This is a genomic window from Symbiobacterium sp. (assembly GCF_040797425.1).
Taxonomy (GTDB): Bacteria; Bacillota; Sulfobacillia; order Symbiobacteriales; family Symbiobacteriaceae; genus Symbiobacterium.
On sequence record NZ_JBFNEH010000019.1, the window covers coordinates 21,614 to 46,899 of the forward strand.

Annotated in this window: 20 protein-coding genes and 1 tRNA gene; 17 read left to right on the forward strand and 4 right to left on the reverse strand. The window is 68.3% G+C overall.

From position 1 onward, the window contains the following. Window positions 1–5 precede the first annotated feature (5 nt). The 5 genes from rlmB (at window position 6) to AB2385_RS07890 (ending at window position 3,931) form a co-directional block, all read left to right on the forward strand. The gene (rlmB, locus tag AB2385_RS07870; protein ID WP_367654407.1) at window positions 6–746 is read left to right on the forward strand and encodes a 23S rRNA (guanosine(2251)-2'-O)-methyltransferase RlmB; all 741 of its coding nucleotides are present in this window, start codon (window positions 6–8) and stop codon (window positions 744–746) included. A 447-nt stretch (window positions 747–1,193) separates the two neighbouring features. Beyond that, window positions 1,194–1,859, forward strand: coding sequence for an RNA polymerase sporulation sigma factor SigH (gene sigH / locus AB2385_RS07875; RefSeq protein ID WP_367654408.1), 666 nt, complete (start codon window positions 1,194–1,196; stop codon window positions 1,857–1,859). A 75-nt stretch (window positions 1,860–1,934) separates the two neighbouring features. Then, window positions 1,935–2,240: a hypothetical protein gene (locus AB2385_RS07880; protein ID WP_367654409.1), complete on the forward strand. Its 306-nt coding sequence runs from the start codon at window positions 1,935–1,937 to the stop codon at window positions 2,238–2,240. Window positions 2,241–2,315: 75 nt separating this feature from the next. After that, window positions 2,316–2,391, forward strand: a tRNA-Thr gene (locus AB2385_RS07885). A gap of 184 nt (window positions 2,392–2,575) precedes the next feature. Beyond that, window positions 2,576–3,931 (forward strand): MmgE/PrpD family protein, encoded by a 1,356-nt coding sequence (locus AB2385_RS07890; protein WP_367654410.1) that lies wholly within the window; start codon window positions 2,576–2,578, stop codon window positions 3,929–3,931. A gap of 295 nt (window positions 3,932–4,226) precedes the next feature. Here AB2385_RS07890 and AB2385_RS07895 read toward each other — a convergent pair whose 3' ends face one another. From AB2385_RS07895 to AB2385_RS07910, 4 genes are all read right to left on the reverse strand, one after another. Continuing rightward, the gene (locus AB2385_RS07895) at window positions 4,227–4,910 is read right to left on the reverse strand and encodes a DUF554 domain-containing protein (RefSeq protein WP_367654411.1); all 684 of its coding nucleotides are present in this window, start codon (window positions 4,908–4,910) and stop codon (window positions 4,227–4,229) included. 94 nt (window positions 4,911–5,004) lie between these two features. Next, complete coding sequence (locus tag AB2385_RS07900; RefSeq protein ID WP_367654412.1) at window positions 5,005–6,240, reverse strand: diguanylate cyclase; 1,236 nt, start codon at window positions 6,238–6,240, stop codon at window positions 5,005–5,007. Continuing rightward, window positions 6,237–6,761, reverse strand: a complete 525-nt coding sequence (locus AB2385_RS07905; protein ID WP_367654413.1) for a V4R domain-containing protein — start codon at window positions 6,759–6,761, stop codon at window positions 6,237–6,239. Before AB2385_RS07905 ends, AB2385_RS07900 begins: the two co-directional genes overlap by 4 nt. A gap of 142 nt (window positions 6,762–6,903) precedes the next feature. Next, on the reverse strand, window positions 6,904–8,355 hold the full coding sequence (locus tag AB2385_RS07910) for a GH32 C-terminal domain-containing protein (protein WP_367654414.1): 1,452 nt from the start codon (window positions 8,353–8,355) through the stop codon (window positions 6,904–6,906). A gap of 174 nt (window positions 8,356–8,529) precedes the next feature. Here AB2385_RS07910 and AB2385_RS07915 point away from each other — a divergent pair, with 174 nt between their 5' ends. The 12 genes from AB2385_RS07915 to AB2385_RS07970 all read left to right on the forward strand — a co-directional run bounded on the left by AB2385_RS07915 (window position 8,530) and on the right by AB2385_RS07970 (window position 25,160). Continuing rightward, window positions 8,530–9,795: an MFS transporter gene (locus AB2385_RS07915; protein WP_367654415.1), complete on the forward strand. Its 1,266-nt coding sequence runs from the start codon at window positions 8,530–8,532 to the stop codon at window positions 9,793–9,795. A gap of 208 nt (window positions 9,796–10,003) precedes the next feature. Next, window positions 10,004–11,227 carry an ROK family protein gene (locus tag AB2385_RS07920; protein WP_367654416.1) on the forward strand — a complete coding sequence of 408 codons (1,224 nt, stop codon included), beginning with the start codon at window positions 10,004–10,006 and terminating at the stop codon, window positions 11,225–11,227. 73 nt (window positions 11,228–11,300) lie between these two features. Beyond that, complete coding sequence (locus tag AB2385_RS07925) at window positions 11,301–12,653, forward strand: ABC transporter substrate-binding protein (RefSeq protein ID WP_367654417.1); 1,353 nt, start codon at window positions 11,301–11,303, stop codon at window positions 12,651–12,653. A gap of 90 nt (window positions 12,654–12,743) precedes the next feature. Then, on the forward strand, window positions 12,744–13,679 hold the full coding sequence (locus AB2385_RS07930) for a carbohydrate ABC transporter permease (RefSeq protein ID WP_367654418.1): 936 nt from the start codon (window positions 12,744–12,746) through the stop codon (window positions 13,677–13,679). 5 nt (window positions 13,680–13,684) lie between these two features. Then, complete coding sequence (locus AB2385_RS07935; protein WP_367654419.1) at window positions 13,685–14,572, forward strand: carbohydrate ABC transporter permease; 888 nt, start codon at window positions 13,685–13,687, stop codon at window positions 14,570–14,572. Between the two features lie 13 nt (window positions 14,573–14,585). Then, complete coding sequence (locus AB2385_RS07940; protein WP_367654420.1) at window positions 14,586–15,596, forward strand: ROK family protein; 1,011 nt, start codon at window positions 14,586–14,588, stop codon at window positions 15,594–15,596. After that, entirely contained in the window at window positions 15,589–16,170 is a 582-nt protein-coding gene (locus tag AB2385_RS07945) for an SIS domain-containing protein (protein ID WP_367654421.1), read from the forward strand. The genes AB2385_RS07940 and AB2385_RS07945 overlap by 8 nt, the downstream gene beginning before the upstream one ends. Further along, window positions 16,167–19,655 (forward strand): glycosyl hydrolase-related protein, encoded by a 3,489-nt coding sequence (locus AB2385_RS07950; RefSeq protein ID WP_367654422.1) that lies wholly within the window; start codon window positions 16,167–16,169, stop codon window positions 19,653–19,655. The genes AB2385_RS07945 and AB2385_RS07950 overlap by 4 nt, the downstream gene beginning before the upstream one ends. Then, window positions 19,652–22,084 carry an alpha-mannosidase gene (locus AB2385_RS07955; protein WP_367654423.1) on the forward strand — a complete coding sequence of 811 codons (2,433 nt, stop codon included), beginning with the start codon at window positions 19,652–19,654 and terminating at the stop codon, window positions 22,082–22,084. The genes AB2385_RS07950 and AB2385_RS07955 overlap by 4 nt, the downstream gene beginning before the upstream one ends. Window positions 22,085–22,095: 11 nt before the next feature. Beyond that, window positions 22,096–23,754: a class I mannose-6-phosphate isomerase gene (locus AB2385_RS07960; protein ID WP_367654424.1), complete on the forward strand. Its 1,659-nt coding sequence runs from the start codon at window positions 22,096–22,098 to the stop codon at window positions 23,752–23,754. Continuing rightward, the gene (locus tag AB2385_RS07965) at window positions 23,741–24,733 is read left to right on the forward strand and encodes an ROK family protein (protein WP_367654425.1); all 993 of its coding nucleotides are present in this window, start codon (window positions 23,741–23,743) and stop codon (window positions 24,731–24,733) included. Before AB2385_RS07960 ends, AB2385_RS07965 begins: the two co-directional genes overlap by 14 nt. Next, on the forward strand, window positions 24,699–25,160 hold the full coding sequence (locus AB2385_RS07970) for a GNAT family N-acetyltransferase (RefSeq protein WP_367654426.1): 462 nt from the start codon (window positions 24,699–24,701) through the stop codon (window positions 25,158–25,160). Before AB2385_RS07965 ends, AB2385_RS07970 begins: the two co-directional genes overlap by 35 nt. The last annotated feature ends 126 nt before the right edge of the window (window positions 25,161–25,286 follow it).

Consider the following 25,286-nt stretch of genomic DNA (forward strand, 5'->3'; position numbering starts at 1 on the left):
AAGCCGTGTCAGGACAGATCGAGGGCCGCATTCCCGTGCTGGAGGCCCTGCGCGCCGGCCGCACGATCAACAAGCTCCTGGTGGCCAAGGGCGCCCGGGAGGGGTCGATCCGCGAGGTGGTAGCCCGGGCCCGGGAGGCCGGCGTGATCGTGCAGGAGGTCGACCGGGAGCGGCTGGACGCCATGGCCCGGGGTCGGAACCACCAGGGCGTGATCGCCCTCGTTGCCCCCCACCGCTACCACGACCTGGACGAGCTGCTCGCCCGGGCCGCAGAGGCGGGCGAGGACCCGCTGCTCCTGGTGCTCGATGGCATCGAGGATCCGCAGAACCTGGGCTCGCTCCTGCGCACCGCCGACGCCGCCGGGGTCCATGGCGTGATCATCCCCGAACGCCGGGCGGCCGCCGTCACGCCCACGGTGGCCAAGGTGTCGGCCGGGGCGGTGGAGTACGTGCCCGTGGCCCGGGTGACCAACATCGCCCGCACCCTGGAGACGCTGAAGGAACAGGGCTACTGGGTGGTCGGCACCCATCAGGACGCGCCGCAGCTCTACTACGAGGCCCGCCTGACGGGGCCGCTGGCGGTGGTGATCGGCAGCGAGGGCAAGGGCATGAGCCGGCTGGTCGCCGAGAAGTGCGACGTCACGGTACGGCTGCCGATGCTCGGCCACGTGTCCTCCCTCAACGCCGCCGTGGCCGGGGCCATCTTACTCTACGAGATCCGCCGGCAGCGCAGCACGCGCAAATAGAAACACCCGCGGCCCCGCGGGGGTGCGGGCGTCCTGACGTCCGGGGCGGATGGGCGGCGGCGACCGCCCTGACCGCCAGTGGCCCGGGTCGGTCGGGAGCATACCGGTGCGTTCCCGGCTGGTAAAATACAGAAGGGTGGCCGCATGGACAGGCCACCCGTTCTTGGCAAACGCGTTGCCGAATACATTTCGACATCGCTGCTGAGATCCCTGCTATTTTGCGACGGATTCTGCTGCCGTATTCAGGTTGACCTGGCCCGTTGCCTTGACGTTAACTCGCGCCAGCGAGTATAATCCACATTAGGATTGCCGCAGAGGGACAAGGCGTGATTCGGGCCGCTCTTCCAATCCGCAACATACTCGTCGCGACAGCCGCAGGTCGGGTAGTCGCCGCACACACTCGTAGTTTATACCTGTGTAAGGATTGTATTGAGAGGGGGACGGCTCATGACGGCGACACCGCAGCGCGATGTCTTCCACGACTACGACTCCATGCTCGACGAAGACATCGTGGAGTACGCCCGTGAGGGGTCGACGGAGGCGCTGGAATTCCTCATTAATAAGTACAAGAACTTTGTGCGGGCCAAGGCTCGCTCATACTTTCTCATCGGCGCGGACCGCGACGATATTACACAGGAAGGTATGATCGGCCTGTACAAGGCCATCCGCGACTTCCGCTCGGACAAGCTGTCGTCGTTTCGGGCTTTTGCAGAACTCTGCATTACCCGGCAGATTATAACGGCCATCAAGACGGCGACCCGCCAGAAGCACATCCCCCTCAACTCCTACGTGTCGCTGAACAAGCCCATCTATGACGACGACTCGGATCGTACCCTGCTCGATGTGATCTCCGGCTCGAAGGTAACGGATCCGGAGGAGTTGATCATCAGCCGGGAAGAGTTCGGCGACATCGAGGGGAAGATGGAGGAGATCCTGAGCGATCTCGAGTGGAAGGTGCTGATGAGCTACCTCGACGGGAAGTCGTACCACGAGATCGCCGTGGAGCTCCACCGGCACGTGAAGTCCATCGACAACGCCCTGCAGCGGGTGAAGCGGAAGCTGGAGCGGTACCTGGAAAACCGGAATCAGGGGCTCGACCGCGCAAGCGACTAGGCCGCAGTTGCGGCCTGTTTCTTTTATGTCAACGGCAGCGCGTCCGTCATAGGCTGGGAGGGAAGGAGGGAGAGCATGGGCTGGTGGAACGACGACGCGTTCGCCGCCGACGTGGCGGACGACCGGGATTGCGGCTGCGATGACGACCGCGGCGCGTTCCGTGACCGCAAGCGCCGGCGCCGCCTGATACCCATCGGGGACGTCACCGTGGACTGCACCCCGGTCACCTTCCGCACCCCCGGCCAGGCGTTCAACCTGGTGAGCTGCCCCGTTTCCAAGGTCGTGCCCGGTCCGGGCGGCCGGCCCTGCGTGGCTACGATCAACACGCCGCCGCTGCAGATACCCAGCGCCCGTCGCCGCAAGCACTGCGGCTGCGGCTAGGCACCGGAGGGCACCGGCCCTCCGTACATTTGAAACCCGGCTGAGAATGTGGTATGATTATCGTCGCCGTGGTTTGCTGGCGTAGCTCAACTGGCAGAGCACCTGATTTGTAATCAGGCGGTTGCAGGTTCGATTCCTGTCGCCAGCTCCAACACATAGCGGGGCTCCGAGGGCCTGTGCCTTCGGAGCCTCAACGCGTTCCTCCGCAGGAGTTGTGCCTCCGGTGGCCGAACCTCTACGCGTTCAGAGCCGGGGCGACTCCGCCCGGCATCCCACACTTCCGTGGCAAGTGCCCTGACCGGTTGACTCCGCTGCAGACAAGGAGCTGAGGACGGATGGACGTGACGCGCTCCCTGGCCCGGTATGTGGTGGACGCCACCTACGAGTCACTCCCCGCCGAGGTCATCCATGAGGCGAAACGGTCCCTGCTCAACTGGATGGGAGTGGCCATCGGCGGCTGCCGGCACGAGGCGGTGGAGATCGCCCTGGCCACGGTCGCCGAGTTCAGCGGTCCGCCAAGAGCCTCCGTGCTGGGGCGGACCGAGCGGCTGGACATTCTCCACGCCGCCCTCATCAACGGGATGAGCTCCCACGTCTTCGACTTTGACGACACCCACCTCGCGACGGTGATCCATCCGAGCGGACCCGTGGCGCCGGGGCTGCTCGCCATCGCGGAGACGCGCCCCGTATCGGGCAAGGACCTCCTCCTCGCTTTTGTCCTGGGGGTGGAGGTGGAGTGCCGCATCGGAAGGGCGGTCTACCCGTCGCACTACGACCAGGGCTGGCACATCACGGCCACAGCGGGCGTGTTCGGCGCCGCCGCAGCAGCGGGCAAACTGCTCCGCCTCACCGAGCAGCAGATGGTCCACGCCCTCGGGATTGCGGCCACTCAGGCGGCCGGGCTCCGGGAGATGTTCGGCACGCACTGCAAGCCGTTCCACCCCGGGCGTGCCGCTCAGAACGGGCTCCTGTCCGCCCTCCTGGCGGCGCGGGGCTTCAACAGTTCGACGCAGGGCATCGAGGGCCGTCGTGGCTTCGCAAACGTGATGGCGGCCGAGCACAACCTGGCCGAGATCACCGACGGGCTCGGCGATCGGTTCGAGATCCTGTTCAACACGTACAAACCCTTCGCCTGCGGCATCGTCATCCACCCGGCCATCGACGGCTGCATCCAGTTGCGCAACGAGTACGGGCTCACCGCGGATCAGATTGAGAGGATCGACCTGCGGGTGAACCCGCTGGTGCTGGAGCTTACGGGCAAGCGGGCGCCGCAGGTGGGGCTGGAGGGCAAGTTCTCCGTGTACCACTCGGTCGCGGTGGCCATCATCGACGGCGCCGCCGGCGAGGCGCAGTACAGTGACAGCCGGGTGGCCGATCCTGCCGTTGTCGCACTGCGGGAGCGGGTGACCGCAACTGCAGATCCTGGCATGCCCAAGGACGCGTGCTACGTCGCCATTACCCTGGCGGACGGCCGGGTACTTGAGCGGTACGTACCCCATGCGGTGGGCAGCCTGGAGCGGCCCATGACGGACGACGAGCTGGATGCGAAGTTCCGGGCCCTGGTGGCTCCGATTCTGCCCGCGAACCAGACGGAGGAGCTGATCCGGCTCTGCCGCAGCCTCGAGCAGCTCCCCGACAGCGCGGCGCTGGTGGAGAAGGGCGTGCCACGCACGGAGGAAGGCCGCACGTAAGGCTGTCGGGGCCCCGCATGCCGGGTGCGTTGACGGATCTCGCCCCGGGATTGGCGCGCACACCGATGAAGCTTGAGACCACCCTTCTTCGGCGAACTCCAGGCGCGTCGAAGAAGGGTGGTCTGCTGGAACTCTCCCGGCCTCTCCTTTGGTGAGCGCTTTCGGGGCACACCGCCACAGGGCGTCGCCAGCCAGCAACGCGACCTGCCGCATGCGGCGGGTCGTGTACGCGGCTGCAGACCTGGCGGGGAGGCAGCAAAGAGGCCCGCCCTGCAGGGCGGGCCCACGGTAAGCCTCACGCAAACACCCCTGCCAGCACCGCGATCACCACCAGCCCGGGCAGCAGGTTGCCGATGCGGATCTCCGTCGCCCCGAGCAGATTCAGGCCGATCGCTGCCACCATCAGGCCGCCGGTGGCGCTGATCTCCCGAATCATCGCGTCGGTCAGCACGCTGCTGATGGCTGCCGCACCCAAGGTGAGGAGTCCCTGGTAGACGCCCACCGGGATGGCGGCGAACATCACCCCGACGCCCATCACCGACCCGAACATCACCGATGCCACGCCGTCGAGGATCGACTTGGCGTAGAGGATCGACGGGTTGCCGTTCAAGCCGTCTTCCAGCGCACCGGTGATGGCCATGGCGCCGGTGCAGAAGAGCAGCGAGGCCTGCACGAAGCCCTTGGCGAAGCTTCCCCGCAGCGTGAGGGGCCAGCGCTCCAGCCGCTTCGCCCAGTTCTGGAGCCGGTCCTCGATGCGCAGGAGTTCGCCGATGGCGGTACCCACCGCGATGGAGACCACCACCAGCAGCATGTTCTCGGTTTCCCAGGCCATCTTGAGCCCGATCAGCACCACGGCGAGGCCCAGCGCCTGCATGGTGCCCTTCCGCACGGCCTCGGGCACCTGCGGGATCACCAGGCTTCCCAGCGCGCCCCCGACAATCACGGCCCCCACGTTCGCAAGGGTGCCCAGACCGATCACGTCCCCATGCCTCCCACCGCTTTACATTTGCAGCGTAAAGTTTCGGTCTCGCACCCCTTCTTCCTGCTAAAGGCGCATGGCCCGGCTCGCAAGGCTACGCCCCCTGGTCGCCTTCCGTATCGGTGCAGACGCAGTTCCGCCCGGCCCGCTTCGCCGCGTAGAGCGCGCGGTCGGCGCGGAGGAGCAGGTCGTCGGCGGTCCGCCACTCCGGGCGCCACTGGGCCACGCCGAAGCTCGCGGTAAAGCGGATGCGCACGCCCGCGTCCGGTGTCACTTCCGTTTCGGCATAGGCGGCCCGGAGCCGCTCGGCGACCCGTACCGCCTGTTCCGCCGTCGTTCCCGGAAGCAGCACGGCGAACTCGTCGCCGCCGACGCGGCCGAAGGCATCCTCCGCCCGCAGGACCTGCCGCCCCGTGCGCACCACCTGCCGCAGCACCTCGTCGCCGGCACTGTGGCCGTACTGGTCGTTGATGCGCTTGAAGTGGTCCACGTCCAGCATTACCAGCGCCACGGGCCTGCAGCGGCGGGGGGCCTCGGCGATCTCCCGCTCGCAGAGCTGCACGAAGAAGCGCCGGTTGAAGGCTCCCGTCAGCCCGTCGACGGTGGCCAGCTGCTCCAGGTTCAGCTCCAGCCGCTTCCGGTCGGTGGTGTCCCGCAGCACGCAGACCAGAACAGCCTCCGCACCGGTCTCCGCCGGCAGTGCTGCCGTGGTCATCTCCGCCCAGCGCTCCGTCCCGTCCTTGCACCGGACCTGGAGTTCGACGACCGTGTCGGGGCGGGGCGGGCCCTTGAGGCTGGTGACCTCGGTGAGCGAGCGCCCGACCAGTTCGTCCGGCTGGTACCCCGCCAGGCGGAACACCGAGGGGCTCACGTAGGTGAGGCGGCCCGTGCGGTCGAGGGTGAGGATGACATCGGCGACGTTTTCGGCCAGCAGCCGGTAATGGGCCACGCTCTGTGACAGTTCGGCCGTGGTGCGGGCCAGCGCCTCAGTCATCGTGTTGAAGGCCGCGGAGAACTCGCCCAGGAACTCCACCCGCTGGGAGAAGTCCCCGGCGGCGATGCGCTGCGTCTGCCAGGTGAGGTGGCGGAGCTCCGCCTGCAGCGACTTCAGGTAGCCACTGAGCAGCCCCCGCTGGCGGATGGGCTGACTCAGGTTGCCGTGGCTGATGCGCTGCAGGTGGCTCCGAACCGCCGCCAGTTCCTGGTACAGTTCGGCGAAACCCTTGTGGGTCCGGAGTTCGGCAGGTGGCTGCTCCGGGGCGTGGGGGTCGGTGAGCAGGCGCTGCAGCGCAGCCACGGCCCGGTCCAGGTCGGCTACCCCCTCGCTCATTGTGGTTCCTCCGCCTCCGCCACGAAGCGGCAGACCCGCTCCCCCGAGGCCCAGCAATCCACCTCGGTCACGTGGTAGATCCGTCCGGTGAAGGCCTCCAGCAGGCCGGCGATGAAGCCCTCGTCGTACTTGCAGACGTGCATGTTCATCTCCGGCAGGCCGGAGCAGTCCAGGTCCTCCGCAACGGTCAGTACGAGGCGGCCAGCGTCGGGGTTGGTCTCTTCCACGCGCAAGATGCCGATCCCAAACTCGCGCAGCAACCGTTGGAGGTCTCGTACGTACTCCGGCAGCGACCCCCTGGGCTCCATCTGGCGTTCGGCGAACGCCTGGCCGGCCAGACGGCCTGCCGCGCGGAACAGCCGGTCGGCCGCCTCGGCGCCGTACTCCGCCTCGAGCACGTGCCGGAGGCTGAACTGCATGAGCCGGTACGCCTCCAGGCGGGTCGTGGGCCCCAGGTTCGGACGTCCCAGTGCGATGTCACCGATCTGATCCCAGGAGAACCCGTCCTTGCTGTTCGGCATGGCCGCCCTCCTTTCCGGCATGAATCGTCGCGAAAAACCTTGACACTTGTTATTTTACAATAGGCAGACAACCCCTGTCTGCGAGATGGTGCGCAGCCCAAGCGGCGCTCCCGGCCCGGCGGGAGCGCCGGCTTGCGTCTGCTTACCAGGGGTCGTCGGGGAGGGAGCGAACCGAAAGGTCCGTGAACGTGCCGGCACCCTCCTCCACGAAGAGGCCGAAGGAGGGACCGCGGTGGTCGTAGACGCGCAGGGCCAGCGCAGACCGGTCGTTCACGAAGACCTCGACGATCGATCCCGAGAGGATGAGCGTCACGGTGAACTCCTGGCGTGGGTCGCAGGGCAGCGGCCGGTCGACGGGCCGGAGCCGGGGTCGACCTTCGGGCCCGTAGCCGCTGAACGTGAACCGCTGGGCCTCGGGCTCGATGGCCAGCCGGTAGCCGCCGGAGAGGCCGGGATCCGTGCGCAGCAGGGCGCCGAAGCGGCGGGCGCCCCCGTCAGGGCGGAAGCGGAACCGGATCAGCCGGTTGCCGGGCAGGTCCGTGGTGGCGTATGCCAACCCCGGCGCCGCGGCCGCCAGTTCCGGGCCCTCCGTCCGCCACCGGCCGAGCTGGGGAGTGAAGGAGGGAACCGCCGCGGGCGTTCCCAGCTGCAGCCGCTCGGGCGGACACTTCACCCAGAGGCTGCCGTCGGTGGGGTCCTGCACCAGCTCACGTACCAGGCCGTGTCCGCCCCACTGGGGGTAACCCGAGTCCGCGTCGCCGGCCCGAGTGCCCAGCCAGCCGAAGAGCATCCGCCGCCGGCCGTCGCCCGCCGTCTTCCCGGCGTAGAAGAACGGACCGTCAAAGGTCTCCACCCGGGGCGTCTCCCAGGGGCCGCAGAGGCTCCGGGATTTGCGGTAGAGCGTGCCGTGGGTGGAGTCGTGGGCCCCGGAGAAGAGCAGGTACCACCAACCGTTCCAGTAAAAAAGGTCGGGGCATTCCAGGTGCCGGCCCAGATGCGGGGCCCAGAAGGGCGCACGTGCCTCCCACGACCGGAGGTCCCGGGAGGCCAGGAGGGCGATCGCACCCCGGAACGGCTCGGGCCCCTCCTTCAGGGAGGCGGTCACCAGCATCCAGTACTCCTGCGCCTCCTCGTTCCAGAAGGGGAAGCCGTCGCGCCAGTCGGTCGGCGCGTACCAGCGCGGGTCCGGCCGCGAGATGGGGTTGGCAGAATCCTTCGTCCACGTGATCAGGTCAGTGCTGGTGGCGTGACAGAGGGTCTCATGCATCACGCCGTTGGTCGTGAAATAGCGCCCCAGATAGTACATGTGAAACGTCCCGTCTTGGTGGAACACCGAGCCGGTGCCGCACGAGGCCTCCTCGCCAGGCTCGACGGCCATGGGGTACTCCGTCCAGTGGACGAGATCGCGTGAGGCGAAATGTCCCCACTTGTGGCAGACCCGGGGCAGGACGAGGTGGCCCTGGTCCCATACGTAGAACAGGTGGTAGGTGCCCTCCCAATAGAACGGGACGGGATCGCCGAACCAGGCGTTGGCCTCCCGGTCCGTTGGCCGCAGGTGCACGGCGCCGACGGGGATACTGAGCGGATCGTCCAAGGGCTCGTCATCCTCCTTTGTTGGGTTTACAATACATGCCATGATCATATCGGTTTGCAGTCAGCCGCACAATTCCACGCCCGAAAATCCCCGGAGTTTTAGTGTACTGGAACCTTAGCAACTTGAACATCGACCGTAGGAAGTGGATTCGCAGGAGACAAGGGAGGATCCACCATGGCTGAGTCGGAGGGTGCAGGCATGCCGGAAGGGCAGATTCGCCGCGGGATGATCGCATCAACGGTGGAGGGCTCTACGTACACCATCTGGACCGGCGCGCTGAGCGGCAGCTTTCTCACCGGCATGGCCGTGTACCTGGGGGCGGGCGGCTTCGCACTGGGCATCCTCGGGGCGCTGCAGTCCCTGGCGACCATGATGCAGCTCCTGGTCGCCCCGCTTGTGTCGGGGCTGGCGCACCGGCGCAACTGCATGGCGCTCTTCGCGGGCACCCAGCGCGTGGGCGGCGCACTGGCCGGGCTGCTGGCGCTCTGGCTCCTGCCCCCGCCGGCTTCCCTGTACGTCTTCGTGGCGCTGCAGGTGCTGGCCTGGGTCGCCAACGCCCCGACTTCGGTGCTCTGGCACGGGTACATGTGCGACCTCGTGCCCATGGACGTGCGGGGGCGGTACTTCGCCCAGCGGAACGCGTGGACGACCCTGGTCTCCATGCTGACGGTGCTGCTCTACGGCCAGATTCTCGACCGGTGGCCGGGCCGGCCCGGATTCACGGCGCTCTGCCTGGCGGCCCTTGCCGCGGCGCTGGTGAATCTGTACTGGTGGTTCCAGCACCCGGAGCTGCCCCGGGGCGACAGCCGGGGGAGCCACTCCTTCTGGGAGTCGCTGCGCGTGCCGCTCACCCGGCCGGGGCCGCACCTCACGGCCGCCGGCTTCTATGCCGCATGGGGGGTGGCCCAGGGCCTGGCCACCCCGTTCTACCCCGTCATCCTGGTGCAGTACCTGGGCCTTTCGTTCTCCACCGTGTCCTGGCTGACCACCCTCTCCTCCCTGGCCTCGATCCTCACAGCGCCGCTGTGGGGGCGCTGGGAGGACCGGGTGGGGCAGCCGCGGGCCATTGGAGTTCTCGCCCTTGGGCTGGCCTCCGTGCCGCTATGGTACCTGCTGGGCGGGAAACTGGGTCTGCCGCCCCTCATTCTGGGGCACGTGGTGTACGGCTCGTCCTCCATGGGGATGAACCTGGCCAACCAGACGCTGAACATGCGGCTGGCCCCGCGGGAAGACCGAACTTCCTACTTCGCCTTCTTCGCGGCTGCGACCGGGCTGACCGGCTTCCTCACGCCCGTCCTGGTCGGGCCGCTCACGGGCTCCCACCTGGCGCAGCTCTTCGTCTGCTCCGCCCTGCTCTCCGCTACGCTCAGCCTGTTCTGGGTGCTCCGGCTCGAGGCGCGGGTTGAGGCACAGATGGGCACCCTCGTTGCCTCCAAGTAGATCTTTCGTACTCTTTCATGCTCCGGGAGGAGAAAAACTTCGTTCTGTTGGGGGACGACAGCAGGAGATGGGGGGATGCGCGGCCAATTACTCTAGTGCCTAGATAAAGTTGACCCCGAATCGGGCTTGCTCGGCCCTGAAAAGAGGGCTGGCGAGGCTGAGAAAGGCACAACTTTAACGAGTAGAAAAAGAAAGGTGGGAGTGTGTGGTGGCCCGCCGGATGGTGACGGGAAATAGCGATCTGATTCGCCAGTGGAACCGCTCGCTGGTCCTGGATGTCATCCGGCGACAGGGGCCGGTCTCACGGGCCGAAGTCAGGCGGGTCACTGGGCTGAACTTCACGACCGTAACCAACGCCGTGGCTGACCTGATCGCTGAGGATCTCGTGTGCGAGGTCGGGCTGGGCACGTCCAACGGCGGCCGCAAGCCCGTGCTGCTGACGCTGAACCCCACCGCCCGGTACGTGCTGGGCTGCGAACTCCAGAGCGCCAAACTCGTCGTCGGGCTGTTTGACCTGTCCGGCCAGATGGTGGGACAGGTGCGCAAGCCCAAGTCTCCGGGCACGCCTCCGGCGGAGGCGGTGGCCCGCATCGCCGAGGGCGTGCGGGAGATCCTTTCCGCCGCCGGCGTCTCCCGCGACAAGGTGGAGGGGATGGGGGTGGCCGCTCCCGGCCCCCTGGACAGCGAGGCGGGCGTGCTGCTTACGCCGCCCAACATGCGGGGGTGGCAGAACGTGCCCCTCCGGCGGCTGCTGGAGGAGGCGACCGGGCTCTCGGTGCAGGTGGAGAAAGACGGCAACGCTGCCGCTGCCGGCGAGATCTGGTTCGGCGCCGGCCAGGCGGTGAACAACCTGATCCTGATCATCGTGGACGATGGCATCGGCGCCGGAATCGTGATGGGCGGAAAGCTCTATCGCGGCGCCGGCGGTGCCGGAGAGATCGGCCACGGCACCCTGGACCTCGACGGGCCGCGGTGCAGCTGCGGCAACCACGGCTGCCTGGAGGCCCTGGCCTCGGGCTTCGCCCTCGGCCGGAAGGCCGCCGAGGCGATTCGCCGGGGCGTGGCGAGCAGCCTGGCCGCACAGGCCGAGGCCGAGATCGGCACCGAGGAGATTCTGCAGGCCGCCGAGGCGGGAGACAAGCTCGCCCTGGACCTGCTGGACGAGTGCGGGCGGATGCTGGGCATCGCCGTCGCCAACACCGTGAACATGTACAACCCCGAGTTGATCGTGCTGGCCGGCCGGCTGGCCCAGCGCAGCCCCATCGTGCTGGATCGGGCCCTGCAGCTCGGGCGGGCGAGGGCGTTTTCGGTGCTCTCCGATCAGGTGCGCATCGTGCGCTCCGCCCTGGGTGACGACTTCCTGGTGAAGGGAGCGGCCTCGCTGATTCTGGCCAGGCTCTTCCGGGGCCCCGTCGACCTGTTTCCGTCATGATTGCGTGGGAGTCTGCCTGAGGGGCTCCCAGGCGATAGAGACCAAACTCTTGGCTGAGGAGGTTCGCATGGGCATGATCGGACGCAAGGTTACCGCGGTATTCCTGGCTTCCTTGCTCGCCGCGACGCTGCTCGCCGGCTGCGGTGGCGGCGCCAAGAAGGGCGGAGAGAGCACGACGCCGCAGACGCAGCAGCCCACCCAGCAGCAACCGCAGCAGACTGAGACCCCGAAGGCCGAACCCGTCTCCATTGAGTTCTGGGGCTGGTGGTCGTCCGAGACCCGCATGCCGACCATCAACAAGATCGTGGACAAGTGGAATTCCGAGCACCCGGACATCCAGGTGACCTACACCTTCGTCCCGTTCGGCGAGATGAACACCAAGTACCTGGCCTCCGTGGCCGGCGGCAACCCGCCCGACATGGTCGTGTCGCCTGACATTTTCACCTCGATCCAGCGCGGCGAGAACGGCCAGGCGATGGAGCTGAGCTCCCTGGGCGCCCTCGACCTGAAGGACCTGTACTACCCGAACTTCTGGGACGCCGTCACCACGGATGACGGCAAGATCTACGCCCTGCCGTGGGTGGGCGAGACCAAGTTCCTGTACTACAACAAGCAGCTGTTCCGCGAGGCCGGGCTCGACCCCGAGAAGGGCCCCGTGACCTGGGACGACCTGTGGACTATGGCCGAGAAGCTTGACAAGTGGGAGGGCAGCAAGCTCGTCCAGATGGGCTTCCACCCGCTGATGGGCAACTTCGGCTTCCAGGGCTGGGTCTGGAACGCCGGCGGCCTGCTGTTCCAGAACGACGAGACCCCGACCATCAACGCCGACAAGAACGTCGAGGTCCTCGAGTGGATCAAGAAGTGGACCGACCGGTACGGCTATGACGTCTTCTCCGCCTTCAAGGGCAGCTTCGGCGAGGGCCCGCAGGATCCGTTCATCCAGGGCAGGCTCGGCATGGTGGTTGAGACCGCGACCTTCGAGAAGGAGATCAAGACCAACGCTCCCACCCTCGAGTACGGCGTTGTCCCGGTCCCGACGCCCGACGGCAAGCAGCACCAGAACGCCTCTTACAGCGGCGGCTTCTCTGTGGAGCTGCCCGTGGGCTCCAAGCACCCGCAGCAGGCCTTCGAGTTCGCCAAGTACTGGACCCAGGAGGCTGCTGTGATCTGGGCGCAGGAGCAGAACGACTTCCCGGCTTACACCAAGGCCGTCGAGACCATCACCACGCCTGAGTTCAAGCGGGCGGCCGACAACATGCAGTACACCGGCCTGATCCCGGTGCCGCTGACTGCCTCCAACTACCTCGACTTCGTCAACCCGGCGGTCGACGAGGTGCTGATGGGCAACATGAGCGCCAAGGCCGCGCTGGACCAGGCCCAGTCGCAGATCGAGGACGTTGTCGCGGAGAACCTGGCGGGCAACTAGCTGTTGACGGAGGTGACGCCCCGGGGGGCCAGGCTCCCCCCGGGGCATTCCTTAACCAGCCAACTTCCAGGTTCGGGGAGGTGGGGCATCATGGCAGCCACCAAAGGGGCCCGGCCCAGGCGCTTTGCGCTCTCCATGCGGGCCAAGGAGGCCCTGGCCGGCTACCTGTTCATCCTTCCGTGGGCAATCGGTTTCCTGGTGTTCGTCGCCGGCCCCATGCTGTTCTCGCTCTACGCCAGCTTCACCAACTACAACGTCACGTCCAAGTTCGACTGGATCGGCCTGGCCAACTACAAGAAGATGTTCTTCAGCGACCCGTTCTACTGGAAGTCGGTGTGGAACACCCTGTACTTCACGGTCTTTTCCGTGCCGATCAACATCGTGGTGGGCGTGGTCTCCGCCGTCCTGCTGTTCCAGAACGTGCCGTTCCAGAGGATGTGGCGGACCATCTTCTATCTGCCCAAGGTCCTGACCGGCGTGGCGGTGCTGATGCTGTGGGTCTGGGTCTTCAACCCGCAGGATGGCCTGATGAACAACTTCCTGCGGTCCATCGGAGTGGACAATCCGCCGCTCTGGTTCGCCAGCCCGAAGTGGTCGAAGCCGGCCCTGATCGTGATGTCGGCCTGGAGCGCCACCGGCGGTATCCTGCTCTACCTGGCCGGACTCCAGGCGATTCCCAAGCAGCTTTACGAAGCGGCGCAGATCGACGGAGCCTCCGGGTGGCGCCAGTTCCTGAACGTCACCCTCCCGATGCTCTCCTCGACGATCTTCTTCAAGCTGATCACCGGCATCAACGGTGCCATGCAGTACTGGGAGGCGGCCCTGATCGTGACCAACCCGCCGGGCAGCCCCTCCAACTCGACGCTGTTCAACGGCCTCTACATCTGGAACACCGCCTTCCGCGACATGAAGATGGGCTACGCCTCGGCGATGGCCTGGGTGATGTTCATCATCACGATGATCCTGGCGGCCATTCAGTTCTGGGGCTCCAAGCGCTGGGTCTACTACGAGGGTGAAAGGAGGTAACCGCCGTGGCCACGACGTCAAGGTCGCCCTACATGACCCCTGAGCTCATCCGCAGCCGGCGGCGGCACCTCATCTACACCATCGCCTGGAAGACCATGGCGCTGTTGATCCTGGCCGCGGTGAGCGCCTTCATCGTCTTCCCGGCCCTGTGGATGCTTTCCACCGCGCTGAAGCCGGACGATCAGGTCGCGCTGTCCAACTGGATTCCCCGGCCGCCGGTGTGGCGGAACTTCATTGAGGCCTGGACCTCCGTGCCGTTCACCCGGTACACCATCAACACCGCCCTCTACAGCGGCGCCTGCGTGCTGGGTGAGACGCTCAGCAGCTCGCTGGTGGCCTACGGGTTCGCCCGCCTGCGGTTCCCCGGCCGGAACGTGCTGTTCGGGCTCATGCTCTCCACCATGATGATCCCGGGCATGGTGACCATGATTCCCCAGTACGTGCTCTTCTCGAAGATGGGCTGGGTGGGCAGCTACCTGCCGCTGGTGGTGCCCAAGTTTTTCGGAACCCCGTTCTTCATCTTCCTGCTCCGGCAGATGTTCATGGGCATACCGGAAGAGCTCTGCGAGGCGGCCCGCATCGACGGCGCCAACGAGTTCTGGATCTACTCCCGGGTGATCCTGCCCCTCTCGAAGGCCTCGCTGGCCACGGTGGCGCTGATGAGCTTCGAGGGCGCGTGGAACGCCTACGTCGGCCCGGTGCTGTACATCAGCAACACGAAGCTCTACACCGTGCAGGTGGGCCTGGCGATGTTCAAGTCCAGTTCGCAGACCGAATGGCAACACCTGATGGCCGCCTCGATCATCGTCATGCTGCCGATTATCATCCTGTTCTCTGCCTTCCAGCGGTACTTCACGGAAGGTGCGGCCATCTCGGGTGGCGTGAAGGGTTAAGAGGAGGCTGCGCATGGGCTCCGGCAACAAGCAAACGAACTACCTACTTGGCATCGACATCGGCGGAACCAAGCTGGCCGTGGGCGTCGTCACGCCGGAGGGCCGGGTTGTCGCCCAGGAGCGCATCCCCACGCAGGTGGAGGAGGGCCCCGAGCGGGTCATCGCCCGGTTGCAGGGACTCTGCCACGCCGCCGTGACCGCCGCGGGCATTACCTGGGACCAGATCCGCGCCTGCGGCGTGGGCTGCGGCGGACCCCTCGATCCCGAGTGCGGCGTCGTGATGAACCCGCCCAACCTGCCCGGGTGGGTGGAGGTACCGCTGGTGCAGATTCTTGCAGATGCCTTCGGCCGTCCGGTGTACCTGGATAACGACGCCAACGCCGCCGCCCTGGCCGAGCACCGGTTCGGGGCCGGGCGGGGCGTGCAGAACATGGTCTACCTCACCATCTCCACCGGCATCGGCGGCGGCATCATCCTCGGCGGCCGGCTGTACTCCGGCGAGACCGGCAACGCCGGCGAGATCGGCCACATGTCGGTGGTCTACAATGGCCGGCCGTGCAACTGCGGCGGCCGCGGCTGCCTCGAGGCCTACGCCTCCGGTCCCAGCATCGCCGCACGGGCGCGGGAGGCCGTTGAGGCCGGCGAGCCCTCACTGCTCCTCGACCTGGCGGGCTCGCCGGACGGGATAACCGGCGAGACCATCAAGGAGGCCCTGCTGCGGGGCGACCCGCTGGCGCGGCGGATCTGGGACGAGACGGTGGAGATCCTGGGAGCGGGCCTCGCAAGCGTGATCAACATCTTCAACCCTCGGCGCATCGTGCTGGGCGGGGGCATGACCAACTACGGTGACCTGCTCTTCGAACCGGTCCGGCGCATCGCCCGGGCGCGCGCCATGCGCCCCCTGGCGGAGCCGGTGGACATTGTCCCGGCCCAGCTGGGCAATGACGTGGGCATCCTCGGCGCCGCCGCCGTGGTGCTGGAGCGGCTGGAGTCCCGCGCAGCGGAGGTGGGGAGCTATGTCTGAACCCCTCAACAGCTATTTGGAGGAGCATCTCGCCGTCGCCCGGCAGTTGGAGCCGCTCCTGCCGCAGGTGGAGGCTGTGGCGCAGGCCATCTGCCACGCCCTGGCGCAGGGCGGGCGGGTCTACGCCTTCGGCAACGGCGGCAGTGCGGCCGACGCCCAGCACTTCGCGGCTGAGCTCCTGGGCCGGTACCGGCGGGAACGGCGGCCCCTGCCGGCGATGGCCCTCACCACCGATCCGTCGACGGTAACCTGCATCGGCAACGACTACGCCTTCGCCGAACTTTTCGCCCGCCAGGTGGAGGGGCTGGTGCGGCCGGGCGACGTGGTGGTGGGGATCACTACGTCGGGCAACTCGGAGAACGTCATCCGGGGGCTCGCGGCCGCCCGGCGCCTCGGGGCCGTGACCGTGGCCCTGACCGGCGGGACCGGCGGCCGGGTGGTCTCCGTGGCGGATCACGCGCTGGTGGTGCCGTCCGGGGCGACCGCTCGCATTCAGGAAATGCACGTCTTAATGATTCATATGATCTGCGAACGCATCGACGACTGGGTGCTCGCGGGGAGGCAGGACGGTTGAGCGGAGGGAAGGTTCTCTGGCAGATCGGACCGGCCGACCTGGTGGACAACTACCGGCAGCCCGATCTGCTCGACCCGGTGGTGCTGCAGGTGTCCGCCGCCGCAGGCACCCGGCGGTGGCCGCTGTTTCACCCCAGTGAGGCGGACCCGGACGGAGGGTACCGGCTTCATCCCTACACCATTCAGTTCCACATCGCAGAAGAGCCGCAGGGTGCCTACCTCCTGCGGCTTTGCTATCTGGCGATTGCGCCCCGGCTCGCCTTCCTCGAGGTGGCGGTGAACGGCGTTTCCGGCGCGGTGTACCTGCGGCCGGAGCCCGGCCGCTCAGGGGAGATCCGGTTGCACGCGGGTCTGCACACCACCATCTACGCGGAGGGCGTGGCGGAGGTGCTGATTCCGGCGTCCCTGCTCCGGCGCGGGGCCAACGCCCTGGTGCTTACCGCCCGGGACGAGGGGGAGGTGCTCCGGGTCGACCGCCCCGAGGCGATCAAGCGGCTTGACCGCATGGCGAACGGCGCCGGGTTCATCTACCAGCAGCTCACCTTGCTGCACCAGCCGGCGCCGCCCGCTGACCCGGTGCGGCGGGTCGCGGTGGTGCCCACCGTGCTCTACCGCCGCGGCCGTGACGGCGAACTGGTGGAGCGCTGCTTCGTGGAGGTCGAACTGGCCGGGGGCTGCCCCGCCGGTGAGATGCGGCTGACCCTGCGGGAGGGCGACCGGGAGGAGCGGCACGCCCTGGCGCTGCCGGCCCGGCCTTTCGGCCACGTGCGCCTGCCCTTCGACCTCTTCGACGGCGACGGTGAGGTGGCCTGGCGGCTGGAAGGGCCCGGCTGGGTCCGCGAGGGGCGACTGCGCCGCAAGCGGAAGTGGCTGGTCTACATCACGCCCCACGCCCATACCGATATCGGCTACACCCACCGGCAGTGGGAGGTGGCCGAGCGGCTCTGCCGCAACATCGACTTCGCCCTGGACCGCCTGGCCGCGCTGCCGGAGGGGCAGACGGACTTCACGTATCACCTGGACTCCGCGTGGGCTCTGGAACACTACCTGCAGACCCGCAGCCCGGCGCGCATCCGAGCGCTGGCCGAGGCGGTGCGGAAGGGTAAGATCGGCGTGGCCGGCAATTACGTTGACCTGCTCACCCACCTGGCCGGGCTGGAGGACCTGATCCGCAACCATGCCGTCACCGACGTGCTGCTCCGGCCGCTGGGGGCCGCGGCGCGCTTTGACGCCGTGGTCGACGTGGCCTCCATCACCGGTGCGGCACCGACGATCCTCAGCGAGGCGGGCATTCCCTACCTGGTGCACGCCAACAACCAGGACCGGGGTCCTTTCCGGCTCAACGGCAACCTGCACCTGAAGTCCCCCTTCTGGTGGGAGGGCGCCGCCGGCGGCCGGGTGCTCGTCTGGCTGGCCAAGATGTACTGTGAGCTGCGCAAGGTCTGCGGCTCCCCGCCCGTGCCCGCCTCCGCCGAGCGGGGGCTCGAGCTGTGGCTGGCCGAGTACGAGCGGGAAGACTACGTCCCCGACGCCGTGCTCCTCTACGGGCAGGAGGCCGACAACACCGACCTCGACCCCCAGCCGATCGACTTCGTGCGGCGCTGGAACGAGACGTACGCGTACCCGCGGCTCATTGCCTGCGACGTGGCGCAGTTCTTCGACGACGTGGCGGCGCGCTTCGGCGACCGGCTGCCCACGGTGCGGGGCGACGGCGGGGCCTACTGGGAGGACGGAGCCCTGAGCTCGCTGGCCGAGACGGCGCAGGTGCGGGAGGCCCAGGCCAGCCTTCCCGCTGCCGAGCGGCTGGAGGCGCTGGCGGCCATTCACGCCCCGGGCCGGGCCTTTCCCCTCGCCCAGTTTGACGAGGCCTGGCGGCAGGTGCTGCTCTACGACGAGCACACGTGGGGCGCCTTCCTCAGCTGCAGTGACCCCGATGCCCTGCTGACGCAGGACCAGTGGGCCGTGAAGGCGGGCTTTGCCCGGAGCGCGGCGGACTGGGCCCGGCGGCTGCTGCACGGGGCCGCGACCCGTCACAGCCTCTGCTGGAACACCGACGGGCGCGAGGTGGTGGTCTACAACCCGCACAGCTTCGCCGTCAGCGGCCCGGTGCAGGTGGAGATCGAGCCCGACGAGGTGCCGGTGGACCCGGCCACCGGGCAGGCGATACCCATGCGCACGCTGCGGCGCCTGGCCACCCAGGCCGTGGTGGAGCTCTGGATCGACCAGATGCCGGGGCTCAGCTACCGGCGGCTGGTGCTGGTGCGCCGCCCCGCCGCGGAACCCGGGACGTCCGGGCAGGCGATGGATGTCGATACCGCCGGGAAAGACTTCGACAACCCTGTCATTCTGGAGAACGACTTCTACCGCCTTACTGTCGACACGGGCAGGGGCGCCATCGCCAGCTGGTTCGACAAGGATCTACAGCAAGAGCTGGCGGACCCGTCCGATCCCCTGGGGCTCGGCCGGCTGCTCTATGCCCGGGGCGGCGAGGGTACCCGGCTGGTCTCGAACCAGGCGAACCTGCCGGACGGCCACCCCGAGGTGCTCTCCCGCTTCCGCCCCACCGCGGTCCGGTTGGAACGGCACGAGTTGGGGCAGTCCCTGGTGCTCCGGGGCGAGGTGGAGGCGGGGGAGCTCACGCTGACCGTCAGCTTGCCCTGCGGGGCGAAGTGGGTCGACCTGGCCTACTGCTACCGCAAGGAGCCGCGCCGCACCAAGGAGGCGGTCTACGTCGCCTTCCCGACGGCGCTCGCCGGGGCCACCGTGCGCTCCGATGCCCATCTGGGCTGGGTGGACTGGCACCGGGAGGAGCTGCCGGGCGGGTGCAAGGAGTGGCTGCCGCTGCAGACCTCCGTCCTCCTCTCCACCGAGGGGGCGGCGGTACAGATCTGCTCGCCGGACGTGCCGCTCTTCACGGTGGGCTCCGTCGTGCGGGGCCGCTGGCCGAAGGAGATGGACCTGACCGGCGGGAAGGTCTTCTCGTACGTGATGAACAACTACTGGCACACCAACTACAAGGCGGAGCAGGGCGGCGAGATCAGCTTCCGCTACCGGCTGACCAGCGGCCGGTCGATCCCGCCCGACCAGGCCTACCGCCTCGGCTGGAGCACCCGCCGGGGGCTCTACGCCCACCGCATCTCCTTCCAGGATTTCCGGACCGCACGCGCCCCCTACGCCGACCCCGCGGGCGGCCGGCTGGCGGAGGTCAGCCCCGAGCAGGTGGCCCTGACGGCCTTCACGCGGGCCCGCTGGACGGACGGCTACGTGCTGCGGGTGCAGGAGATCGCGGGCCAGGAGCGGACCGCCCGCGTGCGTATCCCCGGGCGGCGCATCGTCCGGGCCTGGGTCACCGACCTCCTGGAGCGGGAGCGGACCGACCTCGCACCTGCGCCTGACGGCTCGCTGGCGGTGCCGGTCCCGGCCTGGGGTCTGGCCACGGTGCGTTTCGAACTGGCGGATGACGACGAAGGAGGAGCCGAGCCTTGAAGCAGACGAAGCTGCACATGATCGGGCACGGCCACATCGACCCGGTGTGGCTCTGGCGGTGGCCGGAGGGCTTCCAGGAGGTCAAGGCGACCTTCCGCTCCGTGCTGGACCGCATGAACGAGTACGACGACTTCATCTTCACCTGCTCCTCCGCGGCTTTCTACGCCTTCGTGGAGGAGAACGACCCCGAGATGTTCGCTGAGATCCGGCGGCGCGTGCGGGAGGGCCGCTGGGTGATCGTGGGCGGCTGGTGGGTGGAGCCCGACTGCAACATCCCGGGCGGCGAGTCGTTCGTGCGCCAGGGGCTCTACGGCCAGCGGTACTTCCACTCCCGCTTCGGCGTGATCGCCCGGACCGGCTTCAACCCCGACAGTTTCGGCCACGCCGCCACGCTGCCCCAGATTCTGAAGAAGAGCGGCATGGACTTCTACACGTTCATGCGGCCGGGCCCCCACGAGAAGGGGCTGCCGGGCCGGCTCTTCTGGTGGGAGTCAAACGACGGTTCCCGGGTGCTCGCCTTCCGCATCCCCTTCGAGTACCTCACCTGGAGCGGCGACATTGAGAAGCACGTGCGCAAGTGCGAGGGCGAGGCCAAGGAGCCGTTCAGTGAGATCATGTGCTTCTACGGCGTGGGCAACCACGGCGGTGGCCCCACGAAGGCGAACCTGGACTCGATCCGGCGCATGAACGGCCAGCCGGACTTCCCCGAACTGGTGATGAGCTCGCCCGACCGGTTCTTCCGGGAGCAACTCGGGCGCGACCTCCCGATTCCGGTGGTACACGACGAGCTGCAGCACCACGCCAGCGGCTGTTACGCCGCCCACAGCGCCATCAAGCGCTGGAACCGCAAGGCGGAGAACCTGCTCCTCACCGCCGAGAAGTTCTCGGCCCTGGCCCAGCGGCTCACCGGCCAGCCGTATCCGACCGATTTCGAGCGGGCGTGGCGGGGCGTGCTCTTCAACCAGTTCCACGACATCCTGGCCGGCACGGCCCTGGAGGAGGCCTACGACGACGCCCGCGACCTCTACGGCGAGGCGATGGCCATCGGGGCGCGGGCCCTGAACCACGCCATCCAGTCCATCGCCTGGCGGGTGCAGATCGACCACGTGGAGGGGAGCCAGCCGGTGGTGGTCTTCAACCCGCACGCCTGGCCGGCGCGGCTGCTGGTGGAGATGGAGACCGGCGGGCTGAAGGAGCAGCACGTGCTGCTGGACGACCAGGGGAACCCGGTGCCCTTCCAGTTCGTGCGCTCCCACGCCACCGTGACCGGCTGGCGGCGGCGGGTGGCCTTCGTCGCCGACCTGCCCGCCATGGGCTACCGCACCTACCGCTTCGTGCGCCAAGAGGAGCCCGGCCCGTCCTTCCCCGAGGTGGGCGCCACCGACACGGTGCTGGAGAACGCCCGCTTCCGGCTGGAGATCGACCCCGAGACGGGCTGCATCAAGCAGCTCCTCGACAAGAAGGCGAACTTCGCCGTCATCGCCGGCGGCGGCGCCCGGCCCGCGGTGATCCACGACCCCAGCGACACCTGGAGCCACGGCGTGTTCAAGTTCGAAGACGAGGTGGGCTCGTTCGCCCCGACCCGGGTGCGCCTGATCGAGCATGGCCCGGTGAAGGCCACGATCCGGGTGGAGAGCGCCTGGGGAAGCTCGAAGCTGATCCAGGACTTCAGCCTCTACCGCGAACTCGAGCGCATCGACGTGGCGGTGACGGTGGACTGGCGGGAGCAGCAGAAGATGCTGAAGCTCCGCTTCCCCACGAGCCTGCACTTCCCGCGGGCCACCTACGAGATCCCCTACGGCCACATCGAGCGGCCCGCCAATGGCGAGGAGGAGCCCGGACAGAGCTGGATCGACCTCACCGGCGTGGTGCGGGGCACCGATGCGCTGTACGGCCTTTCGCTGCTGAACGATGGCAAGTACAGCTTCTCGGTGCGGGGCCGGGAGATGAGCCTCACCGTGCTGCGCAGCCCCATTTACGCGCATCACGACCCGTACGTGCCGACGCCCGATGGGATCTACACGTACACGGACCAGGGCGTGCAGCGCTTCACCTACTCGCTCCTGCCCCACGAGGGCAGTTGGGAGCAGGCGGGCACGGTGCGCCGGGCCGCCGAGCTGAACCAGCCCGCCGTAGCCCTGCCGGAGACCAGCCACGCGGGCCCGCTGCCGCCCGCGCAGTCGCTGCTGGCGGTGGATGCGCCCAACGTGGTGGTGAGCGTGGTCAAGAAGGCCGAGGACGGCGACGACCTGGTCGTGCGGGCCTACGAGACGGACCGGGTCGCCACCCGGGCCACCATCCGGATCCCGCTCCTGGGCCGGGAGTTCGACGTACGCTTCGGGCCTTGTGAGATCAAGACCTTCCGGGTGCCTGCAGACCCGGCGGCTCCGGTGGTGGAGACGAACCTGCTGGAGTGGGTGGAGGCATGAGGGCCCGTCCGGTGAACCCCACGCGGGTGGATGCGGACCTGGCGGTGGGGTACGCGGAGCTGGGGGCGCTCTGCGCGGGCGCCCCCGTGGTGGCGGTGGACGGCATGTGGGGTGCGGACTGGGACCGCATCGTCGCGGCGCTGCCCGGCTACCGGGTGGTGCGCACGACGGACTACCTGCGCCCCCCGGAGGAACTCCGGGCGCACTTCCAGCCCTGGCTCACCGATAATCCGGTGTTCGGGCGAATCTGCGACCGGCCCCTCTCGGATTACTTCCGGGCGGACGCGCTGGAGGCGGCCGCACGGGGCGACCGCCTCCTGGTCGTGGGTCCGGGGGCGGCGGCGGTGAGGCCCGACGCCGACCTGCGCCTTTACTGCGACGTGCCCCGGGAGGAGATCATCCGGCGGCAGCGGCAGGAAGGGCTGCCCAACCTGGGGAACCTCGCCTCCGGCGGATCCGGGGATCGGTACAAGGCGGCCTACTACGTGGAGTGGCCCCTGCTGGAGGCGCACAAGCGTACCCTCCTCCGGGGCGGTGCGGTGGACTACTATGTGGACTGCACCGATCGCGAGCGCCCCGTCGCCCTGCCGCTGGCGGTGCTGGAGCAGGTCGTGGCCGACGTGGCCTCCCGCCCCTTCCGCTGCAAGCCTTTCTTCATGCCCGGCGTGTGGGGCGGGCAGCGGCTGAAGGAGGCGGCGGGGCTGCCCCCCGAGTGGCCCAACTGCGCCTGGGACTTCGAGGTCGTCGCCCCGGAGAACGCCGTGACCGTCGACGTGGGCGGCGTGGCGGTCACCCTGCCCTTCCACATCCTGATGTGGCTCCAGGCCCGGCGGATTGTGGGCGAGCAGGTCTACCGGCAGTTCGGCGAGTTCTTCCCGGTGCGCATCAACTACCTCGACACCATGCAGGGCGGAAATCTTTCCCTGCAGGTGCATCCCCACCACACCTACACGCGCCAGCAGTTCGGCGAGCCCATCGGGCAGGACGAGAGCTACTACGTGGTGGAGCGGGCGCCGGGCTCCAAGGTCTACCTCGGCCTTACGGAATCGGCGACCCGGGAGCGGCTGGCCGAGGCGGTGCGCCGGGCGCAGGAGGAACAGGTCCCCTTCGACATCGCCGAGTTCGCCAACGCATGGGACGCCCATGTGGGCGATCTCTTCCTCATCCCGGCCGGCACGGTGCACTGCAGCGGCGCGGGCAACCTGGTGCTGGAGATCAGCTCCACGCCGTACTGGTATACCTTCAAGATCTACGACTATCTGCGGCCCGACCTGGACGGCAGGCCCCGGCCGATCAACGCCGGCTTCGCCTTCGACGTCATCGATTTCACCCGTACGACCGGGTGGGTGGAGCGCTATCTCCTTCCCCGGCCGCTGCTGCTCCGGGAGGAGCAGGGGGGGCGGGAGTACCACCTGGGCAGCCATGCCATGACCTTCTACGGGGTGAACCGGCTGCACATCGACAGCGAGATGGGAGACGACACCGCAGGCGGCTTCCTGCTCCTCACCGTGGTGTCGGGCGAGGGGGCCATCCTGTGGGCCGCGGACGACCAGGCCCTGGCTGAGATCCGCTACCTGGAGACCTACGTCGTGCCGGCCTCCCTGGGCCGGTTCCGCCTCTCGGCCATCGGGGGTCCCTGTCAGGTGGTGAAGACCTATGTGCGCCGATAGCGCGGTGGTGATCGGGCTGGACGTGGGCGGCACGTCGGTGAAGGCGGGGCTGGTGGCGGCCGACGGCGGCCTGGTGGGGCGGGACGACGGGCTCGTCCACTTCCCCATGGCCAGCGACCAGGGCCGGGAGGCGGTGCTGGCGCAGTTCGACCGGGTGCTGCGGGCGCTGTGGGCGCTGGCGGGCGGCCGGCCCGTCGTCGGCATCGGGGTCGGCATGCCGGGTCCCTTCGATTACACTGCCGGCGTGAGCCTCATCCGGGGACTGCGGAAGTACGACTCCATCTGCGGCGTCAACCTGAAGGACGACTGGCGCCGGAGGTTGGGCCTCGACGTGGAGTTTCCGATCCGGTTCATCAACGATGCCGCGGCCTTCGCCCTGGGCGAGTCGCGGTACGGCGTCGCCCGGGGGAAGCGGCGGGTGATGGCCGTTACCCTCGGCACCGGTTGCGGCGGCGCCTTCGTCGTGGACGGCCGCATCGTGACCGAGGGGGAGGGGGTGCCCCGCAGGGGCGAGGTCTACCACCTGCCCTTCCGCGGGAGCATCCTCGACGAGTGGGTCTCCCGCCGCGGCATCCTTCGGCTGTGGCAGGAGATCGACCCCGGTCGGGCCAACTGGGACGTGAAGGAGCTCGCAGACGCGGCCCGGTCCGGCGACCCGGCGGCCCTGCGGCTCTGGGAGGAATGGGCGGCCGTCCTGGCCGACGCACTGGGGCCGGTGGCGGAGGCCTTCCGGCCGGACCTGTTGGTGCTGGGCGGCCGGATCGCCCGCAGCGCCGACCTCTTCGCCGGCCCTCTCGCCGCGCGGTTGGGCGGGCGGGTGGCAGTGGCCGCGGATCCGGCCGCCGGCGTCCGCGGGGCGGCCAGCCTGGTCTGGGATGCTGCGGGAGCCGCCGATGCGCGGCGCAGGGGATGTCCGCCGACCGCGATGCACGGGGGGTTGATGGATGGACGACCTCAAGATCCGACCTCTCCTGGCTGACGAGGAGGCGCCGATGGCGCTCCTGCTGCTGGCTGATCCGTCACGGGAGGCCGTCGAGAGCTATCTCCGCCGCGGCCGTTGCTACGTGGGTGAACTGGCCGGGCAGGTCGTCGCCGTCTGCGTCCTGATCGAGACGCGCCCACACACAGTCGAACTGGTCAATGTGGCCGTGGCCGAGGAGGAGCAGGGCCGGGGAATCGGCAGAAGAATGGTCCTGCACGCCATCGACGTCGCCCGCTCCCTGGGGTTCAGGAGCATCGAGGTGGGGACGGGCAACTCGTCGCTGAAGCAGCTGGCGCTCTACCAGCGCTGCGGGTTCCGGATCGTGGGTGTGGACCTGGACTTCTTCACCCGGCACTATCCCGAGCCCATATACGAGAACGGTATCCTCTGTCGCGACATGATCCGCCTCCGGCTGGACCTCTGACCACGCAGCGCAGGGGTGGCCCGCCGGGCGTCGCAACCGCGAACGAGGGCGCTCCGCGTGGAACCGTTCAGCAGTCCCAACCGCCTGACCGACGTGCAAGAGGACCCGGGCGTGCGTCGCCCGGGT

Bases quoted from the DNA above. Each gene is read 5' to 3' on its own strand.
- sigH (WP_367654408.1), top strand. From the start codon at position 1,194: ATGACGGCGACACCGCAGCGCGATGTCTTCCACGACTACGACTCCATG.
- AB2385_RS07880 (WP_367654409.1), top strand. From the start codon at position 1,935: ATGGGCTGGTGGAACGACGACGCGTTCGCCGCCGACGTGGCGGACGAC.
- AB2385_RS07890 (WP_367654410.1), top strand. From the start codon at position 2,576: ATGGACGTGACGCGCTCCCTGGCCCGGTATGTGGTGGACGCCACCTAC.
- AB2385_RS07900 (WP_367654412.1), bottom strand. From the start codon at position 6,240: ATGAGCGAGGGGGTAGCCGACCTGGACCGGGCCGTGGCTGCGCTGCAG.
- AB2385_RS07905 (WP_367654413.1), bottom strand. From the start codon at position 6,761: ATGCCGAACAGCAAGGACGGGTTCTCCTGGGATCAGATCGGTGACATC.
- AB2385_RS07915 (WP_367654415.1), top strand. From the start codon at position 8,530: ATGGCTGAGTCGGAGGGTGCAGGCATGCCGGAAGGGCAGATTCGCCGC.
- AB2385_RS07925 (WP_367654417.1), top strand. From the start codon at position 11,301: ATGATCGGACGCAAGGTTACCGCGGTATTCCTGGCTTCCTTGCTCGCC.
- AB2385_RS07930 (WP_367654418.1), top strand. From the start codon at position 12,744: ATGGCAGCCACCAAAGGGGCCCGGCCCAGGCGCTTTGCGCTCTCCATG.
- AB2385_RS07940 (WP_367654420.1), top strand. From the start codon at position 14,586: ATGGGCTCCGGCAACAAGCAAACGAACTACCTACTTGGCATCGACATC.
- AB2385_RS07945 (WP_367654421.1), top strand. From the start codon at position 15,589: ATGTCTGAACCCCTCAACAGCTATTTGGAGGAGCATCTCGCCGTCGCC.
- AB2385_RS07965 (WP_367654425.1), top strand. From the start codon at position 23,741: ATGTGCGCCGATAGCGCGGTGGTGATCGGGCTGGACGTGGGCGGCACG.
- AB2385_RS07970 (WP_367654426.1), top strand. From the start codon at position 24,699: ATGGACGACCTCAAGATCCGACCTCTCCTGGCTGACGAGGAGGCGCCG.